Origin of the sequence: Erwinia sorbitola (assembly GCF_009738185.1) — a bacterium.
Classification (GTDB): Bacteria; Pseudomonadota; Gammaproteobacteria; order Enterobacterales; family Enterobacteriaceae; genus Erwinia; species Erwinia sorbitola.
In genome coordinates this window covers 3691382-3713373 of the sequence record NZ_CP046509.1, presented here as the reverse complement: position 1 = coordinate 3713373, position 21992 = coordinate 3691382, and the positions used below count along the sequence as shown (strand labels likewise).

The 21992-nt window shown below is 52.9% G+C and carries 25 protein-coding genes and 1 tRNA gene; 17 read left to right on the top strand and 9 right to left on the bottom strand.

Annotated features, from left to right (window positions below; genetic code table 11):
* Window positions 1-14: 14 nt before the first annotated feature.
* Window positions 15-1394, bottom strand: coding sequence for a murein transglycosylase D (mltD, locus tag GN242_RS16925; RefSeq protein ID WP_154752505.1), 1380 nt, complete (start codon window positions 1392-1394; stop codon window positions 15-17).
* Between the two features lie 71 nt (window positions 1395-1465).
* Window positions 1466-2221 carry a hydroxyacylglutathione hydrolase gene (gene gloB / locus GN242_RS16920; protein WP_156287879.1) on the bottom strand — a complete coding sequence of 252 codons (756 nt, stop codon included), beginning with the start codon at window positions 2219-2221 and terminating at the stop codon, window positions 1466-1468.
* A gap of 43 nt (window positions 2222-2264) precedes the next feature.
* Between gloB and GN242_RS16915 the strand changes: the two genes are divergently transcribed.
* On the top strand, window positions 2265-2987 hold the full coding sequence (locus GN242_RS16915; protein ID WP_156287878.1) for a class I SAM-dependent methyltransferase: 723 nt from the start codon (window positions 2265-2267) through the stop codon (window positions 2985-2987).
* A gap of 53 nt (window positions 2988-3040) precedes the next feature.
* Here the strand turns inward: GN242_RS16915 and rnhA are convergent, their stop codons facing one another.
* Window positions 3041-3508, bottom strand: a complete 468-nt coding sequence (gene rnhA / locus GN242_RS16910; protein WP_154752502.1) for a ribonuclease HI — start codon at window positions 3506-3508, stop codon at window positions 3041-3043.
* A 52-nt stretch (window positions 3509-3560) separates the two neighbouring features.
* On the opposite strand from rnhA, the gene dnaQ reads away from it, so the two are divergent.
* Both dnaQ and GN242_RS16900 read left to right on the top strand, forming a co-directional pair.
* The gene (gene dnaQ / locus GN242_RS16905; protein ID WP_154752501.1) at window positions 3561-4313 is read left to right on the top strand and encodes a DNA polymerase III subunit epsilon; all 753 of its coding nucleotides are present in this window, start codon (window positions 3561-3563) and stop codon (window positions 4311-4313) included.
* Between the two features lie 131 nt (window positions 4314-4444).
* Window positions 4445-4521, top strand: a tRNA-Asp gene (locus tag GN242_RS16900).
* A gap of 99 nt (window positions 4522-4620) precedes the next feature.
* Here the strand turns inward: GN242_RS16900 and GN242_RS16895 are convergent.
* Entirely contained in the window at window positions 4621-6117 is a 1497-nt protein-coding gene (locus tag GN242_RS16895; protein ID WP_154752500.1) for an NCS1 family nucleobase:cation symporter-1, read from the bottom strand.
* 146 nt (window positions 6118-6263) lie between these two features.
* On the opposite strand from GN242_RS16895, the gene GN242_RS16890 reads away from it, so the two are divergent.
* From GN242_RS16890 to GN242_RS16870, 5 genes are all read left to right on the top strand, one after another.
* Window positions 6264-6977: a GntR family transcriptional regulator gene (locus GN242_RS16890; RefSeq protein ID WP_156287877.1), complete on the top strand. Its 714-nt coding sequence runs from the start codon at window positions 6264-6266 to the stop codon at window positions 6975-6977.
* Between the two features lie 2 nt (window positions 6978-6979).
* A complete protein-coding gene (hpxA, locus tag GN242_RS16885; protein WP_154752568.1) occupies window positions 6980-7720 on the top strand; it encodes an allantoin racemase in 741 nt (246 codons plus the stop codon).
* A gap of 43 nt (window positions 7721-7763) precedes the next feature.
* Window positions 7764-8723 carry an allantoinase PuuE gene (puuE, locus tag GN242_RS16880; RefSeq protein WP_154752498.1) on the top strand — a complete coding sequence of 320 codons (960 nt, stop codon included), beginning with the start codon at window positions 7764-7766 and terminating at the stop codon, window positions 8721-8723.
* Window positions 8724-8884: 161 nt separating this feature from the next.
* Window positions 8885-9592 carry a helix-turn-helix transcriptional regulator gene (locus GN242_RS16875; RefSeq protein WP_197094741.1) on the top strand — a complete coding sequence of 236 codons (708 nt, stop codon included), beginning with the start codon at window positions 8885-8887 and terminating at the stop codon, window positions 9590-9592.
* Window positions 9593-9635: 43 nt separating this feature from the next.
* Entirely contained in the window at window positions 9636-10343 is a 708-nt protein-coding gene (locus GN242_RS16870) for a helix-turn-helix transcriptional regulator (protein WP_154752496.1), read from the top strand.
* Window positions 10344-10365: 22 nt separating this feature from the next.
* Here the strand turns inward: GN242_RS16870 and GN242_RS16865 are convergent, their stop codons facing one another.
* The 5 genes from GN242_RS16865 to GN242_RS16845 form a co-directional block, all read right to left on the bottom strand.
* Entirely contained in the window at window positions 10366-10683 is a 318-nt protein-coding gene (locus GN242_RS16865) for a helix-turn-helix domain-containing protein (RefSeq protein WP_230320678.1), read from the bottom strand.
* 116 nt (window positions 10684-10799) lie between these two features.
* On the bottom strand, window positions 10800-11183 hold the full coding sequence (gene hpxZ, locus GN242_RS16860; RefSeq protein ID WP_154752495.1) for an oxalurate catabolism protein HpxZ: 384 nt from the start codon (window positions 11181-11183) through the stop codon (window positions 10800-10802).
* Window positions 11180-12583 (bottom strand): AtzE family amidohydrolase, encoded by a 1404-nt coding sequence (locus GN242_RS16855; protein ID WP_156287875.1) that lies wholly within the window; start codon window positions 12581-12583, stop codon window positions 11180-11182. Before GN242_RS16855 ends, hpxZ begins: the two co-directional genes overlap by 4 nt.
* Window positions 12580-12768, bottom strand: coding sequence for an oxalurate catabolism protein HpxX (gene hpxX, locus GN242_RS16850; protein ID WP_154752493.1), 189 nt, complete (start codon window positions 12766-12768; stop codon window positions 12580-12582). The genes GN242_RS16855 and hpxX overlap by 4 nt, the downstream gene beginning before the upstream one ends.
* A 24-nt stretch (window positions 12769-12792) precedes the next feature.
* Window positions 12793-14379: a gamma-glutamyltransferase family protein gene (locus tag GN242_RS16845; RefSeq protein WP_156287874.1), complete on the bottom strand. Its 1587-nt coding sequence runs from the start codon at window positions 14377-14379 to the stop codon at window positions 12793-12795.
* Between the two features lie 204 nt (window positions 14380-14583).
* Between GN242_RS16845 and hpxU the strand changes: the two genes are divergently transcribed.
* From hpxU to uraH, 9 genes are all read left to right on the top strand, one after another.
* A complete protein-coding gene (gene hpxU / locus GN242_RS16840; protein ID WP_154752491.1) occupies window positions 14584-15423 on the top strand; it encodes a MurR/RpiR family transcriptional regulator HpxU in 840 nt (279 codons plus the stop codon).
* Window positions 15424-15706: 283 nt separating this feature from the next.
* Entirely contained in the window at window positions 15707-16489 is a 783-nt protein-coding gene (locus tag GN242_RS16835; RefSeq protein WP_154752490.1) for a transporter substrate-binding domain-containing protein, read from the top strand.
* A 14-nt stretch (window positions 16490-16503) separates the two neighbouring features.
* Entirely contained in the window at window positions 16504-17169 is a 666-nt protein-coding gene (locus GN242_RS16830) for an amino acid ABC transporter permease (RefSeq protein ID WP_154752489.1), read from the top strand.
* Window positions 17169-17825, top strand: a complete 657-nt coding sequence (locus GN242_RS16825; protein WP_154752566.1) for an amino acid ABC transporter permease — start codon at window positions 17169-17171, stop codon at window positions 17823-17825. Before GN242_RS16830 ends, GN242_RS16825 begins: the two co-directional genes overlap by 1 nt.
* The gene (locus tag GN242_RS16820) at window positions 17806-18540 is read left to right on the top strand and encodes an amino acid ABC transporter ATP-binding protein (RefSeq protein WP_154752488.1); all 735 of its coding nucleotides are present in this window, start codon (window positions 17806-17808) and stop codon (window positions 18538-18540) included. Before GN242_RS16825 ends, GN242_RS16820 begins: the two co-directional genes overlap by 20 nt.
* A 93-nt stretch (window positions 18541-18633) precedes the next feature.
* Entirely contained in the window at window positions 18634-19872 is a 1239-nt protein-coding gene (gene pucG, locus GN242_RS16815) for a pyridoxal-phosphate-dependent aminotransferase family protein (protein ID WP_156288306.1), read from the top strand.
* Window positions 19869-21164 carry an allantoate amidohydrolase gene (gene hpxK / locus GN242_RS16810; RefSeq protein WP_156287873.1) on the top strand — a complete coding sequence of 432 codons (1296 nt, stop codon included), beginning with the start codon at window positions 19869-19871 and terminating at the stop codon, window positions 21162-21164. The genes pucG and hpxK overlap by 4 nt, the downstream gene beginning before the upstream one ends.
* The gene (uraD, locus tag GN242_RS16805; protein ID WP_156287872.1) at window positions 21145-21639 is read left to right on the top strand and encodes a 2-oxo-4-hydroxy-4-carboxy-5-ureidoimidazoline decarboxylase; all 495 of its coding nucleotides are present in this window, start codon (window positions 21145-21147) and stop codon (window positions 21637-21639) included. The genes hpxK and uraD overlap by 20 nt, the downstream gene beginning before the upstream one ends.
* Window positions 21636-21971, top strand: a complete 336-nt coding sequence (gene uraH, locus GN242_RS16800) for a hydroxyisourate hydrolase (protein ID WP_156287871.1) — start codon at window positions 21636-21638, stop codon at window positions 21969-21971. Before uraD ends, uraH begins: the two co-directional genes overlap by 4 nt.
* Window positions 21972-21992 lie beyond the last annotated feature (21 nt).

The window sequence follows — 21992 nt, the reverse complement described above, 5'->3', positions numbered from 1 at the left end:
GCAGTGACTGACGATTAACTGTCAGGCGTCGCGTTATTATCCACAAACAGCGTCAGTTTATCACCGGGCTGAATGTTTTTAGTATTACTGGCGACGCTATTCCAGCGCACAACATCCTTGATGTTTACGCCGTGACGTTTTGCGATACTGGCCAGAGAATCACCCTTACGTACCTTATAGGTGATGCTGTCGCCGTTATCTGCCAGTCGCGTACTGCTGTTGCCCAGGCTAAGTGTCTGACCGGGTTTGATGCTGGCACCGCGCAGATTATTTGCACGTTGCAGATCTCTGACAGGAACCCCGAGACGTTTAGCTATGCCTGACAGAGTATCACCGCTGCGCACCTTGTAAGATGCCGGAGAAACACTGTTCTTCGCAAGAGAAGTTGGCTGTACCGCTGAGATATCACCGCTTGCCAGTGAGTTACGCAGCTTGGCGACATTGGACTTCGGAACCATAATGTAGTGAGGCCCATTAGGTGCCGTCGTACCGCGTTTGTAGCCGGTATTAAAGCTCTTCAATTTGCTTAGAGACATGCCAGCCATTTCGGCTGCCTGTGTCAGCTCAATCTGCTGACCAACTTCAACTCGCGCCAGAGCACGTGCTTCGTTTGGTGCTGGCAGACGTACGCCATAGCGCTTACTGTCTTTAAGGATCTGCCCTAAAGCCAGCATTTTTGGCACATAGACCGTTGTTTCTCTTGGCAGCGCAAGTGACCAGAAATCAGTTGGCCGACCTTTAGCCTTATTGGCTTTTATCGCTTTGAGTACGCGACCTTCACCGCTGTTATAGGCGGCAATGGTCAGTAACCAGTCACCGTCAAACATGCCGTTAAGGCGCTGCATCATATCCAGAGCAACTTTGGTCGATGCGACAATATCGCGTCTTCCGTCATACCACTGGGTCTGTTTAAGACCATAATTTCGCCCAGTCTGCGGCACAATCTGCCAGATGCCAGCGGCATTCGCAGATGATGTAGCGTGGGGATTAAAAGCGCTCTCCACTATGGGTAGTAGTACCAGTTCCATCGGCATTTTACGTTGCTTAATCTGCTCGACAATCCAGTACATATACGGCTCTGCCCGTAATGTTACATCGTGGAGATAGCTCTTGTTACTCAGGTACTTCTGTTTTTGTTCGCGTATCCGGTAATTATCCGGAACCTTCATCTTCAGCTCGTCGCCAATGAAATTCCACAGATCTCTGTCTTGCGCAAGTGACGTTCCATCGTCCTGCCAGCGCGGCGACAACATTTCATCTGAGTACTGTCCATTTTCACCTTGACCTGCCGAAGACAAACTCTGTGCATGCTGTTCGGGGATGTTAGCATCGTGCCTTGACGCCTGGCATCCGACCAGCAAGACTGAGGCGAGTAATATCGCTTTAGCCTTCATGTGTATGTCAATAGTTCGCTTAAAAGACGAGCAATGATACGTGGTCGATCCAGACAACACAACCAAAAATATCAAAAAGCGTCTTTCTTCTCGCGTAGAGCCGCAAATACCTGCCATTCATGTTGCGGAGTTGTTTCTAATCCAATTTGTTGTTGTAAATCATGGCGTTGCGTGAGCAAAAAAACATTAATTTTCCGCTCCAGTGCCAGTTTTGTAGGCAAACTTATGCCGTTTTTAGCGCGTAACTCCTTAATTTCTCGGTAATAGCGCTCTATTTCCGCATCTTGAGGGTAAATAGCCCGTGCAAAGGTTAAATTTGATAACGTATATTCATGCGCGCAACAAACCAGAGTTTCTTCAGACAATGCGTTAAGCTTCTGAAATGAATCAAACATTTGCTTTGCTGTGCCCTCGAAGAGCCTGCCGCAGCCGCCGGAAAAAAGCGTGTCTCCGCAGAAAAGGTAAGGGAAGCTGAAATATGAGATATGTCCTAAAGTGTGACCGGGTGTAGCATAAATCGTAAAATCCCGACCTAAAATCTGCACGTTATCGCCCTCAGAGACGATAATCTTTGCACCTTTAGCGCGTGTTTCTTCCGGCCCATACACCTCTAAATTGGGGTAGTGAGAGAGCAATTCGGCGACACCACCAACATGATCATGATGGTGATGGGTGAGCAAAATCGCCACCGGTTGCCACTTATTTTCTTCTATTACGCGCAACACAGGGGCTGCTTCGCCGGGGTCAACAATCAGGCAGCGGCCTTCAACATCATTCAACGTCCAGATGTAGTTATCCTGCAATGCTGGAATACTGGTAAGATTCATTTTTATCGCTCCTGGATGCTCAAGGGAAAGAAGATGGTAAAGCATGAAGCCAGCTAAAACACGCCAAATCCGTCACGTGCCAGAGTCATGGTCGCAAATACCCTGCGGTGAATTTTATCGTGATGCTCTGTCACATCATCTGCGGCCCAGTCTCGGTAAGCTTTACGGCTTTCATTTGCTAAAAATTGGCAACCTGAGTGCGGAAATAGATACGGCAAGCTGCGCTATCTCACATCAGGTGAGTGTCGGTTTTGGCAGCGCATCCCATCATGTCAAAGCCGATCCCCTCAGTTTACCGTTTGAGTCGAAGTCGGTGGATGCCTGCTTGCTGGCACATACTCTGGCGTGGAGCAGCGATCCTCATCGTGTACTGCGTGAGGTCGATCGGGTGCTGATCGATGATGGCTGGATGATTATCACTGGATTTAATCTGTTTAGTGTTCTGGGGATCGGAAAGCTGATTCCAGGCGTACGTCGTAAAGTTCCCTGGAATAGCCGGATGTTTACCCAAATGCGGCTGCTGGACTGGTTGAGCCTGCTTAATTATGAAGTAATGGAGCGCACGCGTTTTCAGGTACTGCCGTGGAATCGTCAGGGGGGTAAAATAATTAGTACGCATTTACCTGCGCTTGGCTGCCTGAGTTTAATAGTGGCTCGTAAACGTACTTTCCCTCTCACCAGAAACCCGGCAAAGAAGAGTGCCAGTCAACGGCAGCTGCATGCAGTGGGGGCAACCAGCCAGTATCGGGAAGAGCGCAAAAGTTAAAGACTGATTAGTTAGGGCTGACTACTATTAGAGGTCAGCCCTGGTCGGATAGGTCAGGATTCAGACAGATAACCGACATCGTCGGCGGTTGGGTTACCGGCCGCCGCGCGCGCCAGCTCATCACATCGTTCATTCTCAACGTGACCAGCATGACCTTTAACCCACTTCCAGGTAATTTCATGATGGCTGAGAGCGGCATCCAGACGCTTCCAAAGATCTACGTTCTTAACCGGTTTCTTATCAGCGGTTTTCCAGCCACGTTTTTTCCAGTTATGTATCCACGTAGTGATCCCCTGACGCACATACTGGCTATCGGTACTCAGCACCACGGAGCAGGGCTGCGTCAGCGCTTCCAGCGCCACAATCGCCGCCATCATCTCCATGCGGTTATTAGTGGTCAGATGGAAGCCAGCACTAAAGGTTTTCTCGTGTTTGCCATAGCGCATAATCGCACCGTATCCCCCGGGGCCAGGGTTACCAAGGCACGATCCGTCGGTGAAAATTTCTACCTGCTTAAGCATCTCTGGTAGACTCCCTGTAGAAAAAACGCCAAGTCTGCCATAAACGGGTCCTATGAGCACAGTAAATACCACACGTCAGATCGTTCTCGATACCGAAACCACCGGTATGAACATGATCGGTGTCCACTATGAGGGGCATCGTATTATTGAAATTGGTGCCGTGGAGGTGATCAACCGCCGCCTGACGGGCAATAATTTCCATGTCTATCTCAAGCCAGATCGTCTGGTGGATCCTGAGGCGTTTGGCGTACACGGTATTGCCGACGAATTCCTGCTGGATAAACCGACTTTTGCCCAGGTTGCTGATGACTTCCTCGATTATATTCGTGGTGCGGAGCTGGTAATCCATAATGCCTCGTTTGATATCGGCTTTATGGACTATGAGTTTGCCAAATTACAGCGTGGGATAGCGAAAACAGAAACCTTCTGTCAAATCACTGACAGCCTGGCGATGGCGCGTAAGCTGTTTCCCGGCAAACGTAACAGTCTTGATGCGCTCTGTTCGCGCTATGAGATAGATAACAGCAAGCGTACGCTGCACGGCGCACTGCTTGACTCCGAAATTCTGGCTGAAGTCTTCCTGACCATGACGGGCGGGCAAACCTCGCTGACCTTCTCAATGGAAGGAGATCGTGAAGAGCAGGACGATGGCGAAACTATTCACCGCATTGCCAGGCCACCATCCGGCCTGCGTGTAGTGCGTGCCAGTGAGCAGGAGCTTGCCGCGCATGAGTCACGTCTTGATTTGGTGCAGAAAAAAGGCGGTAGCTGTTTGTGGCGTCCGGAAGAAGTCAGCGGGTCATAAGTGATTAAAATGCGGGTAAAAACGTCCTTACGGTGAAAAAGAGAGCAGTTAAAATAATTCGCTGTAAAAAGCGTTGACGAAGGGCAGGCTCCCCCGTAATATGCGGCTCGTTCCCGACGGGGAACATCGGTGGAGCGGTAGTTCAGTTGGTTAGAATACCTGCCTGTCACGCAGGGGGTCGCGGGTTCGAGCCCCGTCCGTTCCGCCAAGCATTTAGAGAAAGGCCGATTCGAAAGAATCGGCCTTTTTCGTTATTGGCGAACTCTGGAGCAGAGGGGCCAGTTCCTTATGCTCCTCTCTGTAACAATTACTCTTTCTGCATTGCCACCTTTGCAACGTAACCTTTTACTGCTGCATCAGCGATGTCACCACGGGCAATCCAGCGATAACTTCCTGCCCCAAGAGCAACTCCAATAAACCAGCTAAAGTTTGCTACGGCATGTAGCGACGGAATAAAGCTGATCACCAGACCAATAGCTACCGACGGCAGCAACGCCACTATCGCTTTCGGGTTAAAGCCACCGCGATACCAGTATTTCCCTTTAGGCGTGGCATCAAACAGATCGTCAACGGAGATCTGGCTGCGCTTTATCAGATAGAAGTCGGCAAGCAAAATACCGAACAGTGGGCCGATAAAGGCACCCAGTACATCCAGCGTATAGTGGATCAACTCAGGAGACTGGAACAGATTCCATGGTGTCAGCAGTACCGAACCGACCGCGGCGATCATGCCACCTGTACGGAAGCTGATTTTTTGTGGTGAACAGTTGGAAAAATCGAACGCCGGGGAGACAAAGTTCGCCACGATATTAATGCCGATGGTCGCTGTAATCATCGTCAGCAGACCGATAGCCACAGCCAGATCGTTCCCGACCATACTCACTGTCTCAATCGGATCGGTAATCATGCGACCAAACAGCGACTGAGTACCAGACACGATCACCACGGTGACGATGGAAAACAGCAGGAAGTTGAAAGGCAGCCCCCAGCGGTTGCCGCGCCGGATTTCACTCATACTTTTCCCGTAGCGGGAGAAATCACCAAAATTCAACAGCGGGCCAGAGAAATACGACACCACCAGTGCGGTTGCAGTCAGCATTTGCCACGCCTGCTCGCCGCCGGACAGTGCTTTGCTCGCCAGCGTGAAGGAGATACCGTCAAACCCTGTTTTGTATACAATCCATCCCGCCAGTGCCACCATCACCACGTATACCGCCGGGCCGGCGATATCAATAAAACGTTTGATCGCGTTCATGCCGTGCCAGAACACCATTGCCTGTAACAACCACATAATACCAAAGCAGATCCAGCCTAGCTGAGACAGACCCAGCCAGGAAACGTGCGTCAGCGACGATAGCCCAGGCCAGAACTTCAGCGACACCAGCATCAGCGCATTCGCCGCCAGGTAGGTCTGAATACCATACCAGGCAAAGGCGATTAATCCACGGATTACTGCCGGAATATTGGCTCCGAACACGCCGAACGCCTGGCGACAGATGACCGCATAAGGTACGCCTGCCATCTGACTTGGTTTTGCTACCAGGTTGGCACACACCTGCACAATACAGATACCGACCAGCAGACACAGCAGCACCTGCCAGCTGGCAAGGCCCAGCGTAAAGAAGCTGGCCGCCACGACATAGCCGCCCATACTGTGTACATCTGACATCCAGAAAGAAAATATATTGTACCAGCTCCAGTTCTGGTCACGGGTCGGTGCCAGATCCTCATTGCACAGCCGTGGGCTGTAATTTGCTGCGGCGTGAGATGCCGCTGCCGGGGAAGAACCTTGACTGTTTGGCATGAAACCTGCTCCTCTGAATACAGTTATCAATAAACCGGGTTGGAAGAGACATTGCAGGATCCAGGCCAGAATGTAATTTCATGTATACAAAAACAAGTATTCCTGTGTACGATTATTGACGGAAATGATGTTTACCGGAGTAGGGAATGAAGAGTGAAACCGGGCTGAAAACGGCCTCCGACCTGAGTGACAAGGATGAGCCTATCTATCAGGCGCTGATGACGGCCATCGTGGAACATCAGTTACCACCGGGCAGTAAATTGCCGGAGGAGGCCCTCTCGGAAGTATTTGGCGTTAGCCGCACCGGCATCCGTAAAGTACTTCAGCGCCTCGCAGCAGTGCAGATGATCACCTTAACGCCCAAGCGTGGTGCACAGGTTGCCACGCCAACGGTGGAAGAAGCGCAGGATATCTTCCGCAGCCGTAGCCTGATTGAATGCGCCAATCTGCCTGAGGTACTGAAGCACTGTCAGGCACCTCATCTCGCCGCGCTGGAAAAACTCAATCTTCAGGAGCAGCAGGCCCATGAGAATCATGACGGCGCAGCGGCTATTCGTTTGTCAGCAGCTTTTCATATTCAGCTACAGGCTATTTCTGATAACCAGGTGCTGACTGAGATCGTCACCCGTCTGACGCAGCGATCTTCGCTGGTGGTGGCGGCCTACGGTGCGCCGTGGCAGCAGGGGTGCCGTTGTGACGATCATGATCGCCTGATTGTGCTGCTGCGGGAAAAATCTATAACCAAACTGACTGGCGCACTTCAGCACCATTTCGATCATATTGTTGCCAGTCTGCGCTTTGAACGCAGCGGTGAAACACTGCCGGACTTTTCCCGGCTGTTTGCATCAAAAGGAGTGTGATGATGAGTAGCAAACAGATTATTCAGGTCATTAACCCCAATACCAGCCTGGCGATGACGGAAACAATAGGCGCTGCGGCACGGGCGGTAGCAGCAGAAAATACTGAGATCATTGCTGTATGTCCGGCTCAGGGCGTACCTTCAATCGAAGGTCACTTTGACGAGGCTATTGCAGCTATTGGGGTACTGGAGCAGATTAAAGCAGGGCGTGAACAGGGCGTCAGCGGTCATGTTATCGCCTGTTTCGGCGATCCGGGCCTGCTGGCTGCGCGCGAACTGGCACAGGGGCCGGTGGTGGGTATTGCGGAAGCGGCGATGCATATGGCCACCCTGGTCGCCACGCGTTTCTCCATTGTTACCACCCTGCCGCGCACGTTGATTATTGCCCGCCATCTGCTTCAACAGTATGGATTTGAACATCATTGTGCTGCGCTACATGCCATCGATCTGCCGGTGCTGGCGCTGGAAGATGGCAGCGGTAAGGCGCAGGAGAAAGTGCGTCAGCGTTGTATACAATCCATACGTGAGGACGGATGCGGAGCAATTGTGCTTGGCTGTGGCGGTATGGCCGACCTGGCGCAGGAGCTGACGCGTGAACTGGGCGTGCCGGTCATTGATGGTGTGACGGCAGCTGTCAAAATGGTGGAGTCGCTGCTGGCATTAGGTCTGAGTACCAGCAAGCATGGTGATCTTGACTATCCGATACGAAAAAAACTGTCGGGTCAGTTTGAGCGCCTAAACTGAAAGTCGGGTCCCATTTCTTTTTGCCACGTTAAGGACTGAGACGATGAGTAACACTCCGGAAAAAAAAGAGTACAGCTTCAACAAAAACTATCCGCGTGATTTGCGCGGCTACGCAGGCCATCCTCCTCACGCGGCCTGGCCTGGAAAGGCGAAAATTGCGGTGCAGTTTGTCCTCAACTATGAAGAGGGTGCCGAAAATAATGTGCTTCATGGTGATGCAGGCTCCGAGCAGTTTCTCTCCGATATCATTGGTGCTGCCAGCTACCCCGAGCGGCATATGTCGATGGACTCACTGTATGAATACGGCTCGCGCGCCGGTTTCTGGCGTATTCACAACGAATTTCAAAAACGCGGCCTGCCGCTGACGGTATTTGGTGTGGCAATGGCGCTGGCGCGACACCCTGAGATTGTCGAGGCGATCAAAGCCGCAGATTATGATGTTGTCAGCCACGGCTGGCGCTGGATCCATTATCAGGGTATGGATGCGAAAACTGAACGTCAGCATATGCAACAGGCGTTGGATACTCTGACCGATCTGTTCGGCAAGACGCCAACCGGCTGGTACACCGGGCGCGACAGCCCTAATACCCGTCGGCTGGTGGTTGAGCAGGGCGGCCTGACCTACGACAGCGACTATTATGGCGACGACCTGCCGTTCTGGACGCAGGTCACCTGTCAGGACGGTACCGTAAAGCCGCATCTGATCATCCCTTATACGCTTGAAACTAACGATATGCGTTTCGCCACTCCGCAAGGGTTTAACACCGCTGAACAGTTTTATACCTATCTGAAAGACAGCTTTGATGTTCTGTACGAAGAGGGTGAAAGCGCCCCTAAAATGCTGTCGATTGGTATGCATTGTCGCCTGCTTGGCCGTCCGGGCCGTTTTCGTGCATTACAACGTTTCCTCGACTATATCCAGCAGCATGAAGCCGTCTGGATCTGCACCCGTCAGCAAATTGCCGACCACTGGATGAAAAAACATCCGGCCCCCGCCGTATAATTCTTAATGGCGGGGATCTCCCCCGCCATCCTTGATCACAAAAACAATAAAATGGCTATTTTCTTATTCAATAAGTGCTAATAAATGATGGCGTCTCTTACAGGTGCTTGTATTAGTTTATATATTGATTGTTGTGCATATTTTATTTAAGGGTTTTTTTTGTGAGAAATGATGAAAAAGATTCAAAACTTGAAGAGATAATCAAACCTCTAATTAATTTCTGGGAAAGAAGTAATGAGTCCTGGTGGGTGAAGAGTCATACTTCTGAGTTTGTTTATGTAAATCAGCATTTAAAAGATTTTTTGGCGATCCCGAAAGAGTTTCAAATGGAAGGCCGGTTTGATGGTGATCTTCCTATTGCCATTCACGAGTTTGAACCACAATTTCAAGCTCATGACAGGCAGGTCGAGCAGGCTGGGGATAGAGTAACTTCTATCGAGATTCATAAGGTTGGAGACAATGATTTCTTCCTGCCATGGTATTGTGATAAGTTTCCAATAATAGACAATTCTGGGAATGTTTTGGGAGTTATTGCTCATAACCGTCCTATTGAATCAATGTTTATTACCCGACTCAAAAAAATAAAAATTCCCACCTCACTGGTTTTTACGCCCCCAACAGAACTTTTTACTGATAAAGAGTGGGAGATTATTTTTTACACGTGTCAGTTATTTACACCGAAAATGATTGAAGCAGCTATCGGTGTATCTAACAGAACGGTAGAAGATACCTTATGTCGAATTTACAAAAAAGCGGGTGTTGGCAATAAACGCGGCCTAATCGATTATTGTATTGAAATGGGATTTAATAACTTCATACCGCAAAGTATTTTTCAGCAATGTGATTCTATTATTCCGTTTGACCTTTAGAGTGTGCTATTCATCTCGCATTAAAATATTCAGGTGAGAGACTATGAAACAAAAAGAGCTAGATCGAAAAATTGAAAAGATTATTACCCCGTTAGTTCGTTTCTGGGAAGGCAGTAACGAGCCATGGTTAGTTAAAAATAATTTATCTCAGTTCGTTTATGCTAATAAACGCATGTACAATTTCATTGGGTTATCGAAAGAATTTAAAATAGAAGGTCGTTACGACGGTGAGCTTCCTTTAGCTATGCATGAATTCGAACCTGCATTTCAGTCCCACGATCGTATGGTAGAAAAAGTAAAAGATCGCGTAACATCTGTTGAGATTCATGAATTCGACAAACAGGATTTTTTACAACCATGGTATTCTGAAAAATTCCCAATTATCGATGAGGATGGTACCCCTCTGGGGGTTATCGCTCACTGTCGCCCGGTTGAGTCGATTTTCATTACTCGTCTGTCGAAAATAAAAATTCCCACCTCACTGGTTTTTACGCCCCCAACAGAACTTTTTACTGATAAAGAGTGGGAGATTATTTTTTACACGTGTCAGTTATTTACACCGAAAATGATTGAAGCAGCTATCGGTGTATCTAACAGAACGGTAGAAGATACCTTATGTCGAATTTACAAAAAAGCTGGTGTTGGCAATAAACGCGGCCTAATCGATTATTGTATTGAAATGGGATTTAATAACTTCATACCGCAAAGTATTTTTCAGCAATGTGATTCTATTATTCCGTTTGATACCTGAGTGAAACTTAAATGAGGAGGGGCTATTTCCCCTCCAGGCATGGCGCGGATAAATCTACACGGGAGGAAACTAATTTAGCTTTACGGGCAGCATACCGACTTGGCCATATTTCGGCGGGATCAAGCCCGATTAGCGTGGCAATAATTTTCTCACCCTTTGGCCATGGGCGAACCAGCGCGTTAGCAAGGGTTCCATCAGCAAGTCCATGCGCACGTGACAGACCTGCAATTGAGTAACCTCGCAGGCGGATAGCACACTTTATCTCTTCACGATGCCAGTCTTTCACTGAGGATGAGTTTTGTACTCCGGTGGCTGCTTTCTGAAGCATTTGCAACGTCATCTGTATATCCTTTTCAAAATGAAGGGATACCGAGTTGTATCATCGGCAGCCAGGCTGCACCACCGTGAGAATTACGGAATATTATCTCGATAACATCATGGCCTCGGCTGAAATCATCAACTCATTAAACTGACCTGTGCCGCTACGATCCGCCAGCCACAGGGAAGTTTTATCCATGTCTGCTGCTGGCGCCCCGTTTTATCACTGCCCTCGCGGGTGAACTCAGTGCTGCACACCGCGAAATCATCGCCGTAACTGGTGATAACCGTATTCTGTAGCTGGCGAAATAACCCGGCTGAAGGACGGGCCGCACGGAAGGCGCGAATAGCATCAATACCGTATAGATTTTCTCCGGCACCGAGGCGTACCGTTCTTTTATCATGCCAGAACAGCTCATCCAGCACGGCAATATCATTGCTGATTAATGCCTCTTCATAGCGATAAAAGGCGGCGGTAACTTCAGCAAGAATTACCGGGCGATCAATATGTTCACTGTTCATGACAATAGCTCCATGCTGGCAGGTGTGGCCTGCGTAATACCCATCTGCTCCAGTGCCCGGGCGGCACGCAGACAGGCTGCTTCGTTAAAGGGGGCTGCAATCAGTTGCAGGCCAATGGGCAACCCAGTGGCGGTACGCAACGGCACTGTGGTCACCGGCAGACCCAGGAAAGAAATGGGCTGAGTCAGCATGCCCATACTGGCGCGAACGGGCAAGTCCACACCATTAATATGCATTGTTTCCTGACCGATTAAGGTCGCACTGGTAGGAGTGGCTGGTGCAATCAGCACATCCACATGGTTAAACAACGGCAGTACCTGCTGCTGAAAATAGCGGCGAAAACGCTGTGCCTGAATATACCAGGCTGCCGGGATCATTGCCCCGGCGGTCAGGCGCTCGCGCGACAGTGGCTCGAAGCGTTCCGGGGAGTTGCGCAGTGCGGGCAAATAATGATTCCCTCCCTCAGAGGCGCTGATAATAAACGCAGAAGTACGCGCCAGCTCGGCTTCCGGCAGCACAAACTCTTCGCTGGCATTTAGTGCACTGGCAACCAAAGTGACCGCTGCCCGGGCGTCGCTATCGCACCACTGCTGAAAGTACCCACCCAGCACTCCGCAGCGTAACCCTTCACCGCCTTGCCTCAGCAGAGGGCTTACGGGTTGATTCGCATTCTCTGCCTGGAATTTATCCGCTGGGTCAGCGCCCTGCAATATATCGTAGATGTGGGTAAGATCGCTGACTGAGCGTGCAAAGGGGCCGATATGATCAAGACTGGCAACAAACGGATGGCTACCGCTGCGCGACAGACGGCCAAAGGTCGGTTTCAGGCCGAAAATACCGCATAACGACGCGGGTACGCGAATTGAACCATTAGTATCGGAGCCGAGGGAGAAGTGCACCAGGCCAGCCGCCACCGCCGCCGCCGAACCGCCGGAAGAACCCCCAGCGATACGTGCATTATCGTGGGGATTACGGGTCGCACCGTAATGGCTGTTTTCCGTGGTAAATCCGTAAGCGTATGCATCCATATTCAGCATACCGCACAGCATTCCACCGCTGTTGGTCAGCCGTTGTACCGCCCAGGCATCCTGGCTGGCGGGTTTACGCTCGCTAAACAAGCTGGCTCCGGCCAGCGTGGTATGTCCGGCAATATCAAACAGATTTTTCACAGCATAAGGTACCGCCGCTAATGGCGGCAGCGGCTGACCGCTGCATTTAAGACGATCCAGACGTTCGGCCTCCTGCAACATGCGATCCTGCGTTATATGAGTCCAGGCATTCAGCGTCGGGTTGTCGCGCTCAATGGCTGCCAGCGTGTGATGGGCAATCTCGCGTGCGCTTAACTCTCCGGCAGCAAATGCCTGAGTCAGTCCGGCAATCGATAGGGAGGCCAGATTCATGCGTTATACACTCCCGCCACTTCCATGCGGTCGTCCAGCGGGAAGGCTAATAAAGGGGCGGCCATACCGGCAATGCGGCTAAACTGAAGCAGCAGTTCTGCACGACGTAGCTCATCAAGTTCCAGATTTAAAACCTGTTCCATCTGGGTAATATAGGCCGTCCAGTCGGGGGCAGTTTGTTGCATATATCTCTCCTTTCTGATCATCGTTCAAAATCCTGCCGCGCTGCCGTTGCTGCGCGGATCGAATGCCCCTTCAAGCATGCCGTTGTTGTGGCGCACGATGGCTCCGGCATGACCCACGGCTTCGCTATAGTCAGGCAGCAGCTCTACCTCATGGCCCAGAGTGCGCAGCATGGCGATGGTTTCCGGCGAAAAGCGGCCCTCCAGCTTGAGTGAATCAGACGCCTGGCCCCAGGTACGCCCCAGCAGCCAGCGTGGTGCACTGACCGCCTGCTGCAACGGCATCCCCTGTACAACATGACGGGTAAAGATTGCCGCCTGAGTCTGGGGCTGACCATCGCCACCCATCGAGCCGTAGACCATCGTCCTGCCATCGTTAAGCCTTGCTGCTGCAGGGTTCAGGGTATGAAAAGGCTGTTTGCCGGGCAGTAGAGCCAGCAGATGGTCAGGGTTGAGGCTGAAGGCAGCCCCGCGATTCTGCCAGGTGATGCCGGTACCGGGGATCACTACTCCGCTGCCGAACTCGTGGTAAATACTTTGGATAAAGGAAACCGCCAGCCCGCTGCTGTCCATTACGCCCATCCACACCGTATCCCCTGGCCCTTTACCCGTACCCCACGGGGCCGCCTGACTGACATCGATTTGCGCCGCCATCTGCCGCAGGCGATCGCTGTCGAGCAGAGCCTGCATCTGTTCAGGCATATGCAGAGGGTCGGTGATATAACGATCGCGCAGGCCAAACGCCAGCTTGGTCGCTTCAACAATACGGTGGATTGTTTGTGCCTCATCGGCATCGGCCATATTCAGGTGGTCGGTGATCCCAAGGATGGCCAGTGATACCAGCCCCTGTGTGGGCGGTGTCATATTGAAAACGTCGCCATACTGATGACGAATACGTAGCGGTGTGCGGCGTCTGGCTCGTTGACGATTAAGATCTTCCAGCGTAACGGGCATTCCCAGGCAGGACATCTCACTGGCAAGCTTGCGGGCGAGAGGCCCGCGATAGAAGCTCTCCAGCCCGGCTTCGGCCAGGTGGATCAGCGTGTTTGCCAGATCAGGCTGAGTAAAACGGCTGCCGCATGCGGGCACGGTGCCGTCGGGTAAATAGGTGGCAGAAAATCCCGGCTGATTCACCAGTTCTTCATGTTTACTTGCGGTGGCTGCTGCCTGGGAGGCGGTGACCGGAATACCGTCAGCGGCATAGCGGATAGCATCGGCCAGCAGGCGCGGCAGTGGCTGCTGCTGACCACCCATTTCACGAGATATTTCCAGCGCTTCTGACCAGCCGCTGACTGTACCGGCTACCGTCAGTGCCGCTTTCGGGCCGCGATGGGGAATAGTGCTGCTGCCCCGATAGAAATCGATGGTTGCCAGCGTTCCCGCAGCCCCGCTGGCATCAATGGCAACCGGATCGCCCTTTGGTGGCACAATCAACCAGAAACCGTCTCCTCCCAGACCATTCATATGCGGATAGACCACCGCGATAGTGGCGGCGGCGGCCACCATTGCTTCAATGGCATTCCCGCCTTCGCGCAAAATTCGCAATGCCGTTTCACTCGCCAGGTGATGAGGCGTCACTGCCATCCCCAGCGGGGCCAGATTACTTTGATTCATTTTTTTCTCGTTGGCCGGATAGCTGATGCAGTAACTAAAGCAATAGCCGTTCCAGTTTTTCGAGTCTGGGTCAGAGGCGTGCGATCTCAGTCATTCTGGCCGCATTGTTTCGCTGATTTTAAAGCGTTTTCAGCACTCGCTACAGACGGGCACGTTATTTGTATATCATTCAACAGATGAAACGAACGTTACAGGGCTAACACCATGATGCAGCTTGACGAACGCCTGCGCAGCCATTACGCGCAGCTTTCCCCACAGGAACAGCGTATAGCGGATTTTGTTTTCGACCATTTCGATGACTTGATCAGCTACAACAGCGCTGAACTGGCACGCCTGAGCGGGGTTTCTAAAGCGACGGTAAGCCGCCTGTTTAAGCATTTAGGTTATGAAAAATATAAAGATATGCGCGATGAGCTGCGTACCCTGCGCCAGAGCGGAATGCCGCTAACGGACAACCGGGATGCAGTACAGGGCAATACGCTGCTGGCTCGCCACTATAAGCAGGAGATGGCCAACCTTACCCAGTGGGTCAACGAAATTGATGCGCTGCATTTTGGCGAGGTGGTACAGGCGCTGGCAAGAAGTAAGCGTATATTTATCATTGGGATGCGTAATGCCTATCCGGTGGCGTTGCACCTGCGCCAGCAGCTATTGCAGGCCAGAACCCAGGTACAGGTTTTGCCACAGCCGGGGCAAACACTCTCCGAGGAGCTGGTGGATCTAACCCCGGACGATATGGTGGTGGTCATGGCATTTCGCCGCCGTCCACGCATTATCCGCCCGCTATTACAGCAGCTACAGCAGAGCGGTATCCCCACGCTGGCACTGTGTGAACCGCAGGCCCAGGGGGTAATTGCTCTGGCACGCTGGCAGCTCTGCGCTCCGTTGGATAGCGTATCGGCCTTTGACAGTTACGCGTCAGCCAACAGTCTGATCAATCTGCTGGCTAACGCGCTTTTACATGAATTATTAAGCCAGGGCCGACAGCGTATTCATCAGATTGCCGACCTTTACGGGCAGCTGGATGAACTGGAACAACGCTGATGGGGCGTCGTTATGGTGCATTGCATGGTTTTAGGGCGCAAAAAAGCGCCCTTTTTTATTTCCGTTTCCTGTCCGTTTCCTGAATATGAGTTACCCTGGCTTCTGACTCTCACCGCAGTTCTGGCGGGTTTTTGTAGATAATATGAGGATTTTGCTCGAATTCTTTCTTTATCGGTAAATGCTGAATCAATAAATCTGGAACCCTGCATTCGCTGGCACATAAGTTGCAATAAAATCCTTTAAGAATCTTTCGTTTCATGATGTATTAACCGGGGAAGTGAAGATGAAAAAAGGCTTATTCGCAATACTGGCAGGTGCAGTGCTGTTAACTCAGGCAGTAACAGCCCATGCCGATCAGCTACAGGATATTGAAAAACGCGGCGTTATCCGCATCGCTGTGCCGCAGGATTTCCCACCGTTTGGCTCGGTTGGTACTGACTTACAGCCGCAGGGCTACGATATCGACATGGCGAAATACCTGGCGAAACAGATGAAACTTAAGTTGCAGCTGGTGCCGGTGACCAGTGCCAACCGGGTGCCTTATCTGCAAACGGATAAAGTGGATCTGGTCATTTCCAGCCTGGGCAAGAATCCGGAACGCGAAAAAGTTATCGACTTTAGCCGCGCCTATGCGCCGTTCTTCCTCGGTGTATTTGGCCCGAAAGACGGCACGCTGAAAGATGCGGCAGCGCTGAGTGGTAAATCGATTGGTGTCACCCGTGGCGCGGTAGAAGATATGGTTCTTACCAGCATCGCCCCGAAAGAAGCCCAGGTGAAACGCTACGAAGATAACAACACCACGCTGTCAGCCTGGCTTTCAGGCCAGGTGGAGTATGTCGCTACGGGTAACCTGGTGGTTGCGGCTATTGCCCGCCAGAATAGTGATAAAGCCCCCGTTGCTAAATTTATGCTGAAAGATTCACCGTGCTTTATCGGGATGAAGAAGAATGAACCGGCGCTGAAAGCGAAAATTGATGGGCTGATTGAGCAGGCGATTCAGGACAAAACCCTGAATAATCTCTCCGAGCAGTGGCTGAAAGCACCGCTGCCTGCCAACCTCGGTTAGCAGAGGGCTGACAGATGATCGGGCAACTGAATTTTCCCGCACTTTGGCCCTACTGGCCAGATCTCCTTTCCGGCCTGTGGGTAACCATCCAACTGACGGTGATGGCAACAGTAGGCGGGGTAGCGCTCGGTATTTTCGGCGCGGCGCTGCGTAGCGGCAAACCCTCGACGTTAAGCCGTATCTGGGGCCTGTATGTCGAGCTGATCCGTAATACGCCTTTTGTGGTACAGCTGTTTTTTATCGTCTTTGGCCTGCCGAATCTGGGGCTGAAGCTGACGGCCGGAGAGGCGGCGCTGCTGGCGATGCTGATTAATCTTGGCGCTTACAGTACTGAAATTATCCGCGCCGGAATCCAGGTGACGCCGAAAGGGCAGTGGGAAGCAGGCCGGGTACTTGGCCTTACGCGTACACAGACGTTTATCCGGGTGGTATTGCCACCGTCGATGAAGCGTATTTACCCGGCTCTGGTCAGCCAGTGCATTATCGTCATGCTCGGTTCGTCGGTGGTGTCGCAGGTCTCCTATGAGGAGCTGACCTTTGCCGCCAATCTGATTCAGTCGCGCACCTTTTTGAGTTTTGAAGTCTATCTGGTGACCACGCTGATGTATCTGGCGCTGTCGATAGCGATGCGTCAGCTACTGCTGGCTGCGGGGCGTAAGTGGTTTGGAGAGCAGCCATGATGACAACTTTTACAGACTGGGACATCCTGCGCAATCTGCTGCTGGCAGCACGCTGGACGCTGGCGCTCTCATTTACCGCCTTTCTCGGCGGTACGCTGGTAGCGATGCCGCTGGTAATGGTGCGTCTTAGCGGGCGTATCTGGCCAAACCGTGTTGTCCGCTGCTATATCGAGCTATTTCAGGGCACTCCGCTATTGATGCAGCTCTTTCTCGCCTTCTTCGGCGTGGCATTATTCGGCATTGATGTTTCACCGTGGACGGCAGCCTCGCTGGCACTGACCTTTTACACCAGTGCTTTTCTGGTGGATATCTGGCATGGCAGCATTAAAGCCTTGCCAAAAGGGCAGTGGGAAGCCTGTCGATGCCTCGGTCTGAGCTTTGGCCAGACCCTTTATCGCGTGGTACTGCCGCAGGCGCTGCGCATTGGCATCGCTCCAACCGTTGGTTTTGCTGTTCAGGTAGTAAAAGGAACGGCGCTGGCCTCAATTATCGGCTTTATAGAGCTTACTAAAGCGGGCACCATCCTGAATAATGTGACCTATCAGCCATTTAAAGTGTTCGGGTTAGTGGCCCTCGGCTATTTCCTGATGTGTTACCCGCTGTCACGCTACAGCCAGTATCTGGAGAAGAAATTCAATGCCGCTCATCACCATTAATCAGGTGCAGAAATACTATGGCGACAACCACGTACTGAAAGGCGTGGATCTCGATATCGAAATGGGCGAAGTAATCTCCATTATCGGCCGTAGCGGTTCGGGTAAAAGCACTCTGCTGCGCTGTATCAACGGGCTGGAAGGTTATCAGGAAGGCAGCATAAAACTCGGTGGCATGACCATAACTGACCGGGATACCCAGGCGCGCGATATCAGCCGCTCCGTCGGAATGGTCTTCCAGAACTTCAATCTTTTCCCGCACATGACTGCGCTGGAAAACGTGATGCTGGCACCGCGCCGCGTATTGAAGAAGAAAGAAGCGGAGTGCCGCGAGCTGGCCGCGCGCATGCTGGAAAAAGTCGGTCTGGGTGACCGTATGGATTACTACCCTGCCAATCTCTCCGGCGGTCAGCAGCAGCGCGTAGCCATCGCCCGTGCGCTGGCGATGTCACCAAAAGTGCTGCTGTGTGACGAGATCACCTCGGCTCTTGATCCTGAGCTGGTGGGGGAAGTATTGAAAGTGCTGGAGCAGCTGGCAAAAGAGGGCATGACGCTGATCCTCGTTACGCACGAAATGAATTTCGCCCGTGAAGTCGGTGACCGCGTGGTGTTTATGCACCAGGGGCGTGTGTGGGAGCAGGGCGATAGCCAGACGGTATTTGCCAATCCCCAGACGAATGAATTAAAACAGTTTATCTCTTCGGTGCGTGGCCTGTAGGCTATCTGGTTTGCCGTTTTAAACCAGAGCAATGCCTGGACTGGCAGTATCAGGAGTGTCTGAAGTGTAATCATCAATAAAAAGGAATCGATGATGGATTTATCAAAATACCCACAGATTAACCCGCCGCAGCGTCTGCTGATGGGGCCAGGCCCGATCAATGCTGATCCACGCGTGTTGCGTGCAATGTCCAGCCAGCTGATCGGACAGTACGATCCGGCAATGACGCACTACATGAATGAAGTGATGGAGCTGTATCGCGGCGTGTTCCGCACTGAAAATCGCTGGACGATGCTGATCAACGGCACTTCTCGCGCCGGAATTGAGGCGATACTGGTGTCGGCGATCCGCCCCGGCGATAAAGTGCTGGTGCCGGTATTTGGTCGCTTTGGACACCTGCTATGTGAGATTGCCCGCCGCTGCCGTGCAGAAGTCCATACTATCGAAGTGCCGTGGGGCGAAGTATTCACCCCGGATCAGATTGAAGATGCCATCAAAAAGGTGAAACCGCGCCTGCTGCTGACGGTGCAGGGCGATACCTCCACTACCATGCTGCAACCGCTGGAAGAGCTGGGTGCAATCTGCCGTAAATACGGCGTGCTGTTCTACACCGATGCCACCGCCTCGTTTGCCGGTAACGCGCTGGAAACCGATGCCTGGGGGCTGGATGCCGTCTCTGCCGGGATGCAAAAGTGCCTTGGTGGCCCCTCCGGCACCTCGCCAATAACCCTGAGTCCGGCAATGGAAGCAGTGATTCGTGAACGCAAATGTGTGGAAGAGGGGCTGCGTACCGACGCTCATCATGACGGCGACGACGAGATGATCTACTCCAACTATTTCGATCTCGGCATGATCATGGATTACTGGGGCCCGGAGCGCCTTAATCACCATACCGAAGCCACCTCTGCGCTGTTTGGGGCACGTGAATGCGCGCGTCTGATCCTCGAAGAGGGGCTGGATAACGGCATAGCCCGCCACAAACTGCATGGTGATGCGCTGCTGAAAGGCATCCAGGGTATGGGGCTTGAGACTTACGGCGATCTGAAACACAAAATGAATAACGTGCTCGGCGTTATTATTCCGCAGAGCGTTAACGGCGATCAGGTGCGTAAGCTGATGCTGGAAGATTTTGGCATTGAAATCGGTACCTCATTTGGCCCGATGACCGGCAAAGTCTGGCGCATCGGCACCATGGGTTACAACGCTCGTAAAGACTGCGTGATGCAAACCCTGAGTGCGCTGGAATCCGTGCTGAATCACCTCGGTTTCCACAGCACACAGGGCGCAGCGATGCAGGCCGCCTGGGATCATTACAACGGGAGTCGTGGATGAGTGGATGCCTGATGAATGCCACAGCAGCGGCTGCGGCCGCTGCGCGGGTGATGGCCCGCTGTGATGCGTTGGCAGAAATCAGTGAAACCCCGGAATACCTCACTCGCGTCTACCTGTCACCGGAGCATCTGCGTGCTAATGCCATGGTGGGCAAGTGGATGCAGGCAGCGGGTATGCAGGTGTGGCAGGATAGCGTAGGCAATATTTGCGGACGCTACGAAGGCCAGCGGCAGGATGCGAAAGCCCTGCTGCTGGGCTCACACCTGGATACCGTGCGTAATGCCGGGCGCTACGACGGGATGCTAGGCGTGCTGACGGCGATTGAAACCGTTCAGTATCTGCACGATCGCGCCGAGCGTCTGCCGCTGGCAATCGAGATTATCGGGTTTGCTGATGAAGAGGGAACCCGCTTCGGCATCACGCTGCTTGGCAGTCGCGGCCTGACTGGCACCTGGCCTGAGCACTGGCTGTCGCACCCGGATAGCAAAGGTATCACCGTGGGGCAGGCGATGAAAAATATCGGCTTCAACCCGGATCTGCTGTGGCAGGCCGCGCGTGACGCTGAGGATTTTGTCGCCTACCTGGAACTGCATATTGAACAGGGGCCTTGCCTGGAACAGGAGCAGCTGGCGCTGGGGGTGGTCACGGCCATTAATGGCGCCCGCCGCCTTAACTGCCGCTTTACCGGTGAGGCGGGGCATGCGGGCACGGTGCCGATGACCCATCGTAAAGACGCGCTGGCCGCTGCGGCGGAGTGGATGGTGTTTATCGAGCAGCGCACCCCCCAGCATAATCCACAGCTGGTGGCGACGGTGGGAACGCTGCAATGCCATCCTGGCGCGGTCAATGTAATTCCCGGTGAGGTGACGTTGACGCTTGATGTTCGCGGGCCGGAAGAGCTGCCGCTGGCGACGCTGCTGGATGAACTGCTGGCTCAGGGCGATGCTATTGCACAGCGCCGTGGTCTGAAGTTCAGTGCAGAAGAGTATTATCAGATCCCGGCTACGCGCTGTGATGATGGTTTGCAGGCGGCTCTGACCCACGCAGTCACCACCGTTCAGGGGCGCAGCCTGTCACTGCCAAGCGGTGCCGGACATGATGCGATTGCTATTGCCGAACGCTGGCCGGTGGGGATGCTGTTTGTACGTTGCGATCGCGGAATCAGCCATCATCCAGCTGAATCGGTGATGGTCGATGATGTTGCGCTGGCCGTGCAGGCATACGTTCAGGCTGTTACAGACATCGGGCGAACCGGGTTGAAGGGCGGCAACAATGAATCTGATTCACTTTAACCTGGCGAGTGCGGCCGAGGCACAGCACAGCATTGATCACTGTGTGGCGCTACCGGACTGGGCTGCGGGGCTGGTGGATGCCAGGCCTTTCTCCTCCCTCGAGGCTCTTTGGCTTAAGGCCGACGCTCTGGCGCAGGCCTGGGATGAAGCAGCGCTAAACCAGGCGTTATCTGCCCATCCGCGTATTGGCGAACGGGCACCAGGCACAGGCAAAGAGGCTGAACTCTCCAGCCGGGAGCAGGGGCAGGTAAACCCGGCAGATACAGCGCTGGCTCAGGCATTACGGGCGGGAAATGCGGCCTATGAACAGCGTTTCGGGCGAGTGTTTTTGATCCGCGCCAAAGATCGTAGCGGTGAGCAGATCCTCGCGGAACTGCGCCGTCGTCTGCTGAATGACGCGCAGCAGGAACAGCGTGAGGCCCTGCAACAGCTGCGGGAGATCACGCTGTTACGCTTAAAGGAGACGTTCAGGTGAGCACGATTACCACGCATATTTTGGATACGGCCCTGGGCCAGCCGGCAGTCGGCGTTACGATCATCCTGGAGCGGGAGAACGGCACAAATTGGCTGTTGCAGGCTACAGGCGTAACTAATGATGATGGCCGCATCAGCGATCTGACTCCGCAGGGGCTGGCGCCAGGTCACTACCGGCTGACGGCAGCCATTGGCGACTACTTTGCTGCCAGCGGCCGTGATGCGCTCTACGTCTCGGCGCAAATCGATTTCGTACTTCCGGCCACGGGCAGCCATTATCATCTGCCGTTTCTGATCTCTCCGTGGTCATGGTCGACCTATCGCGGGTCATAAGCCTGCCCGCCGGGGGGCTGT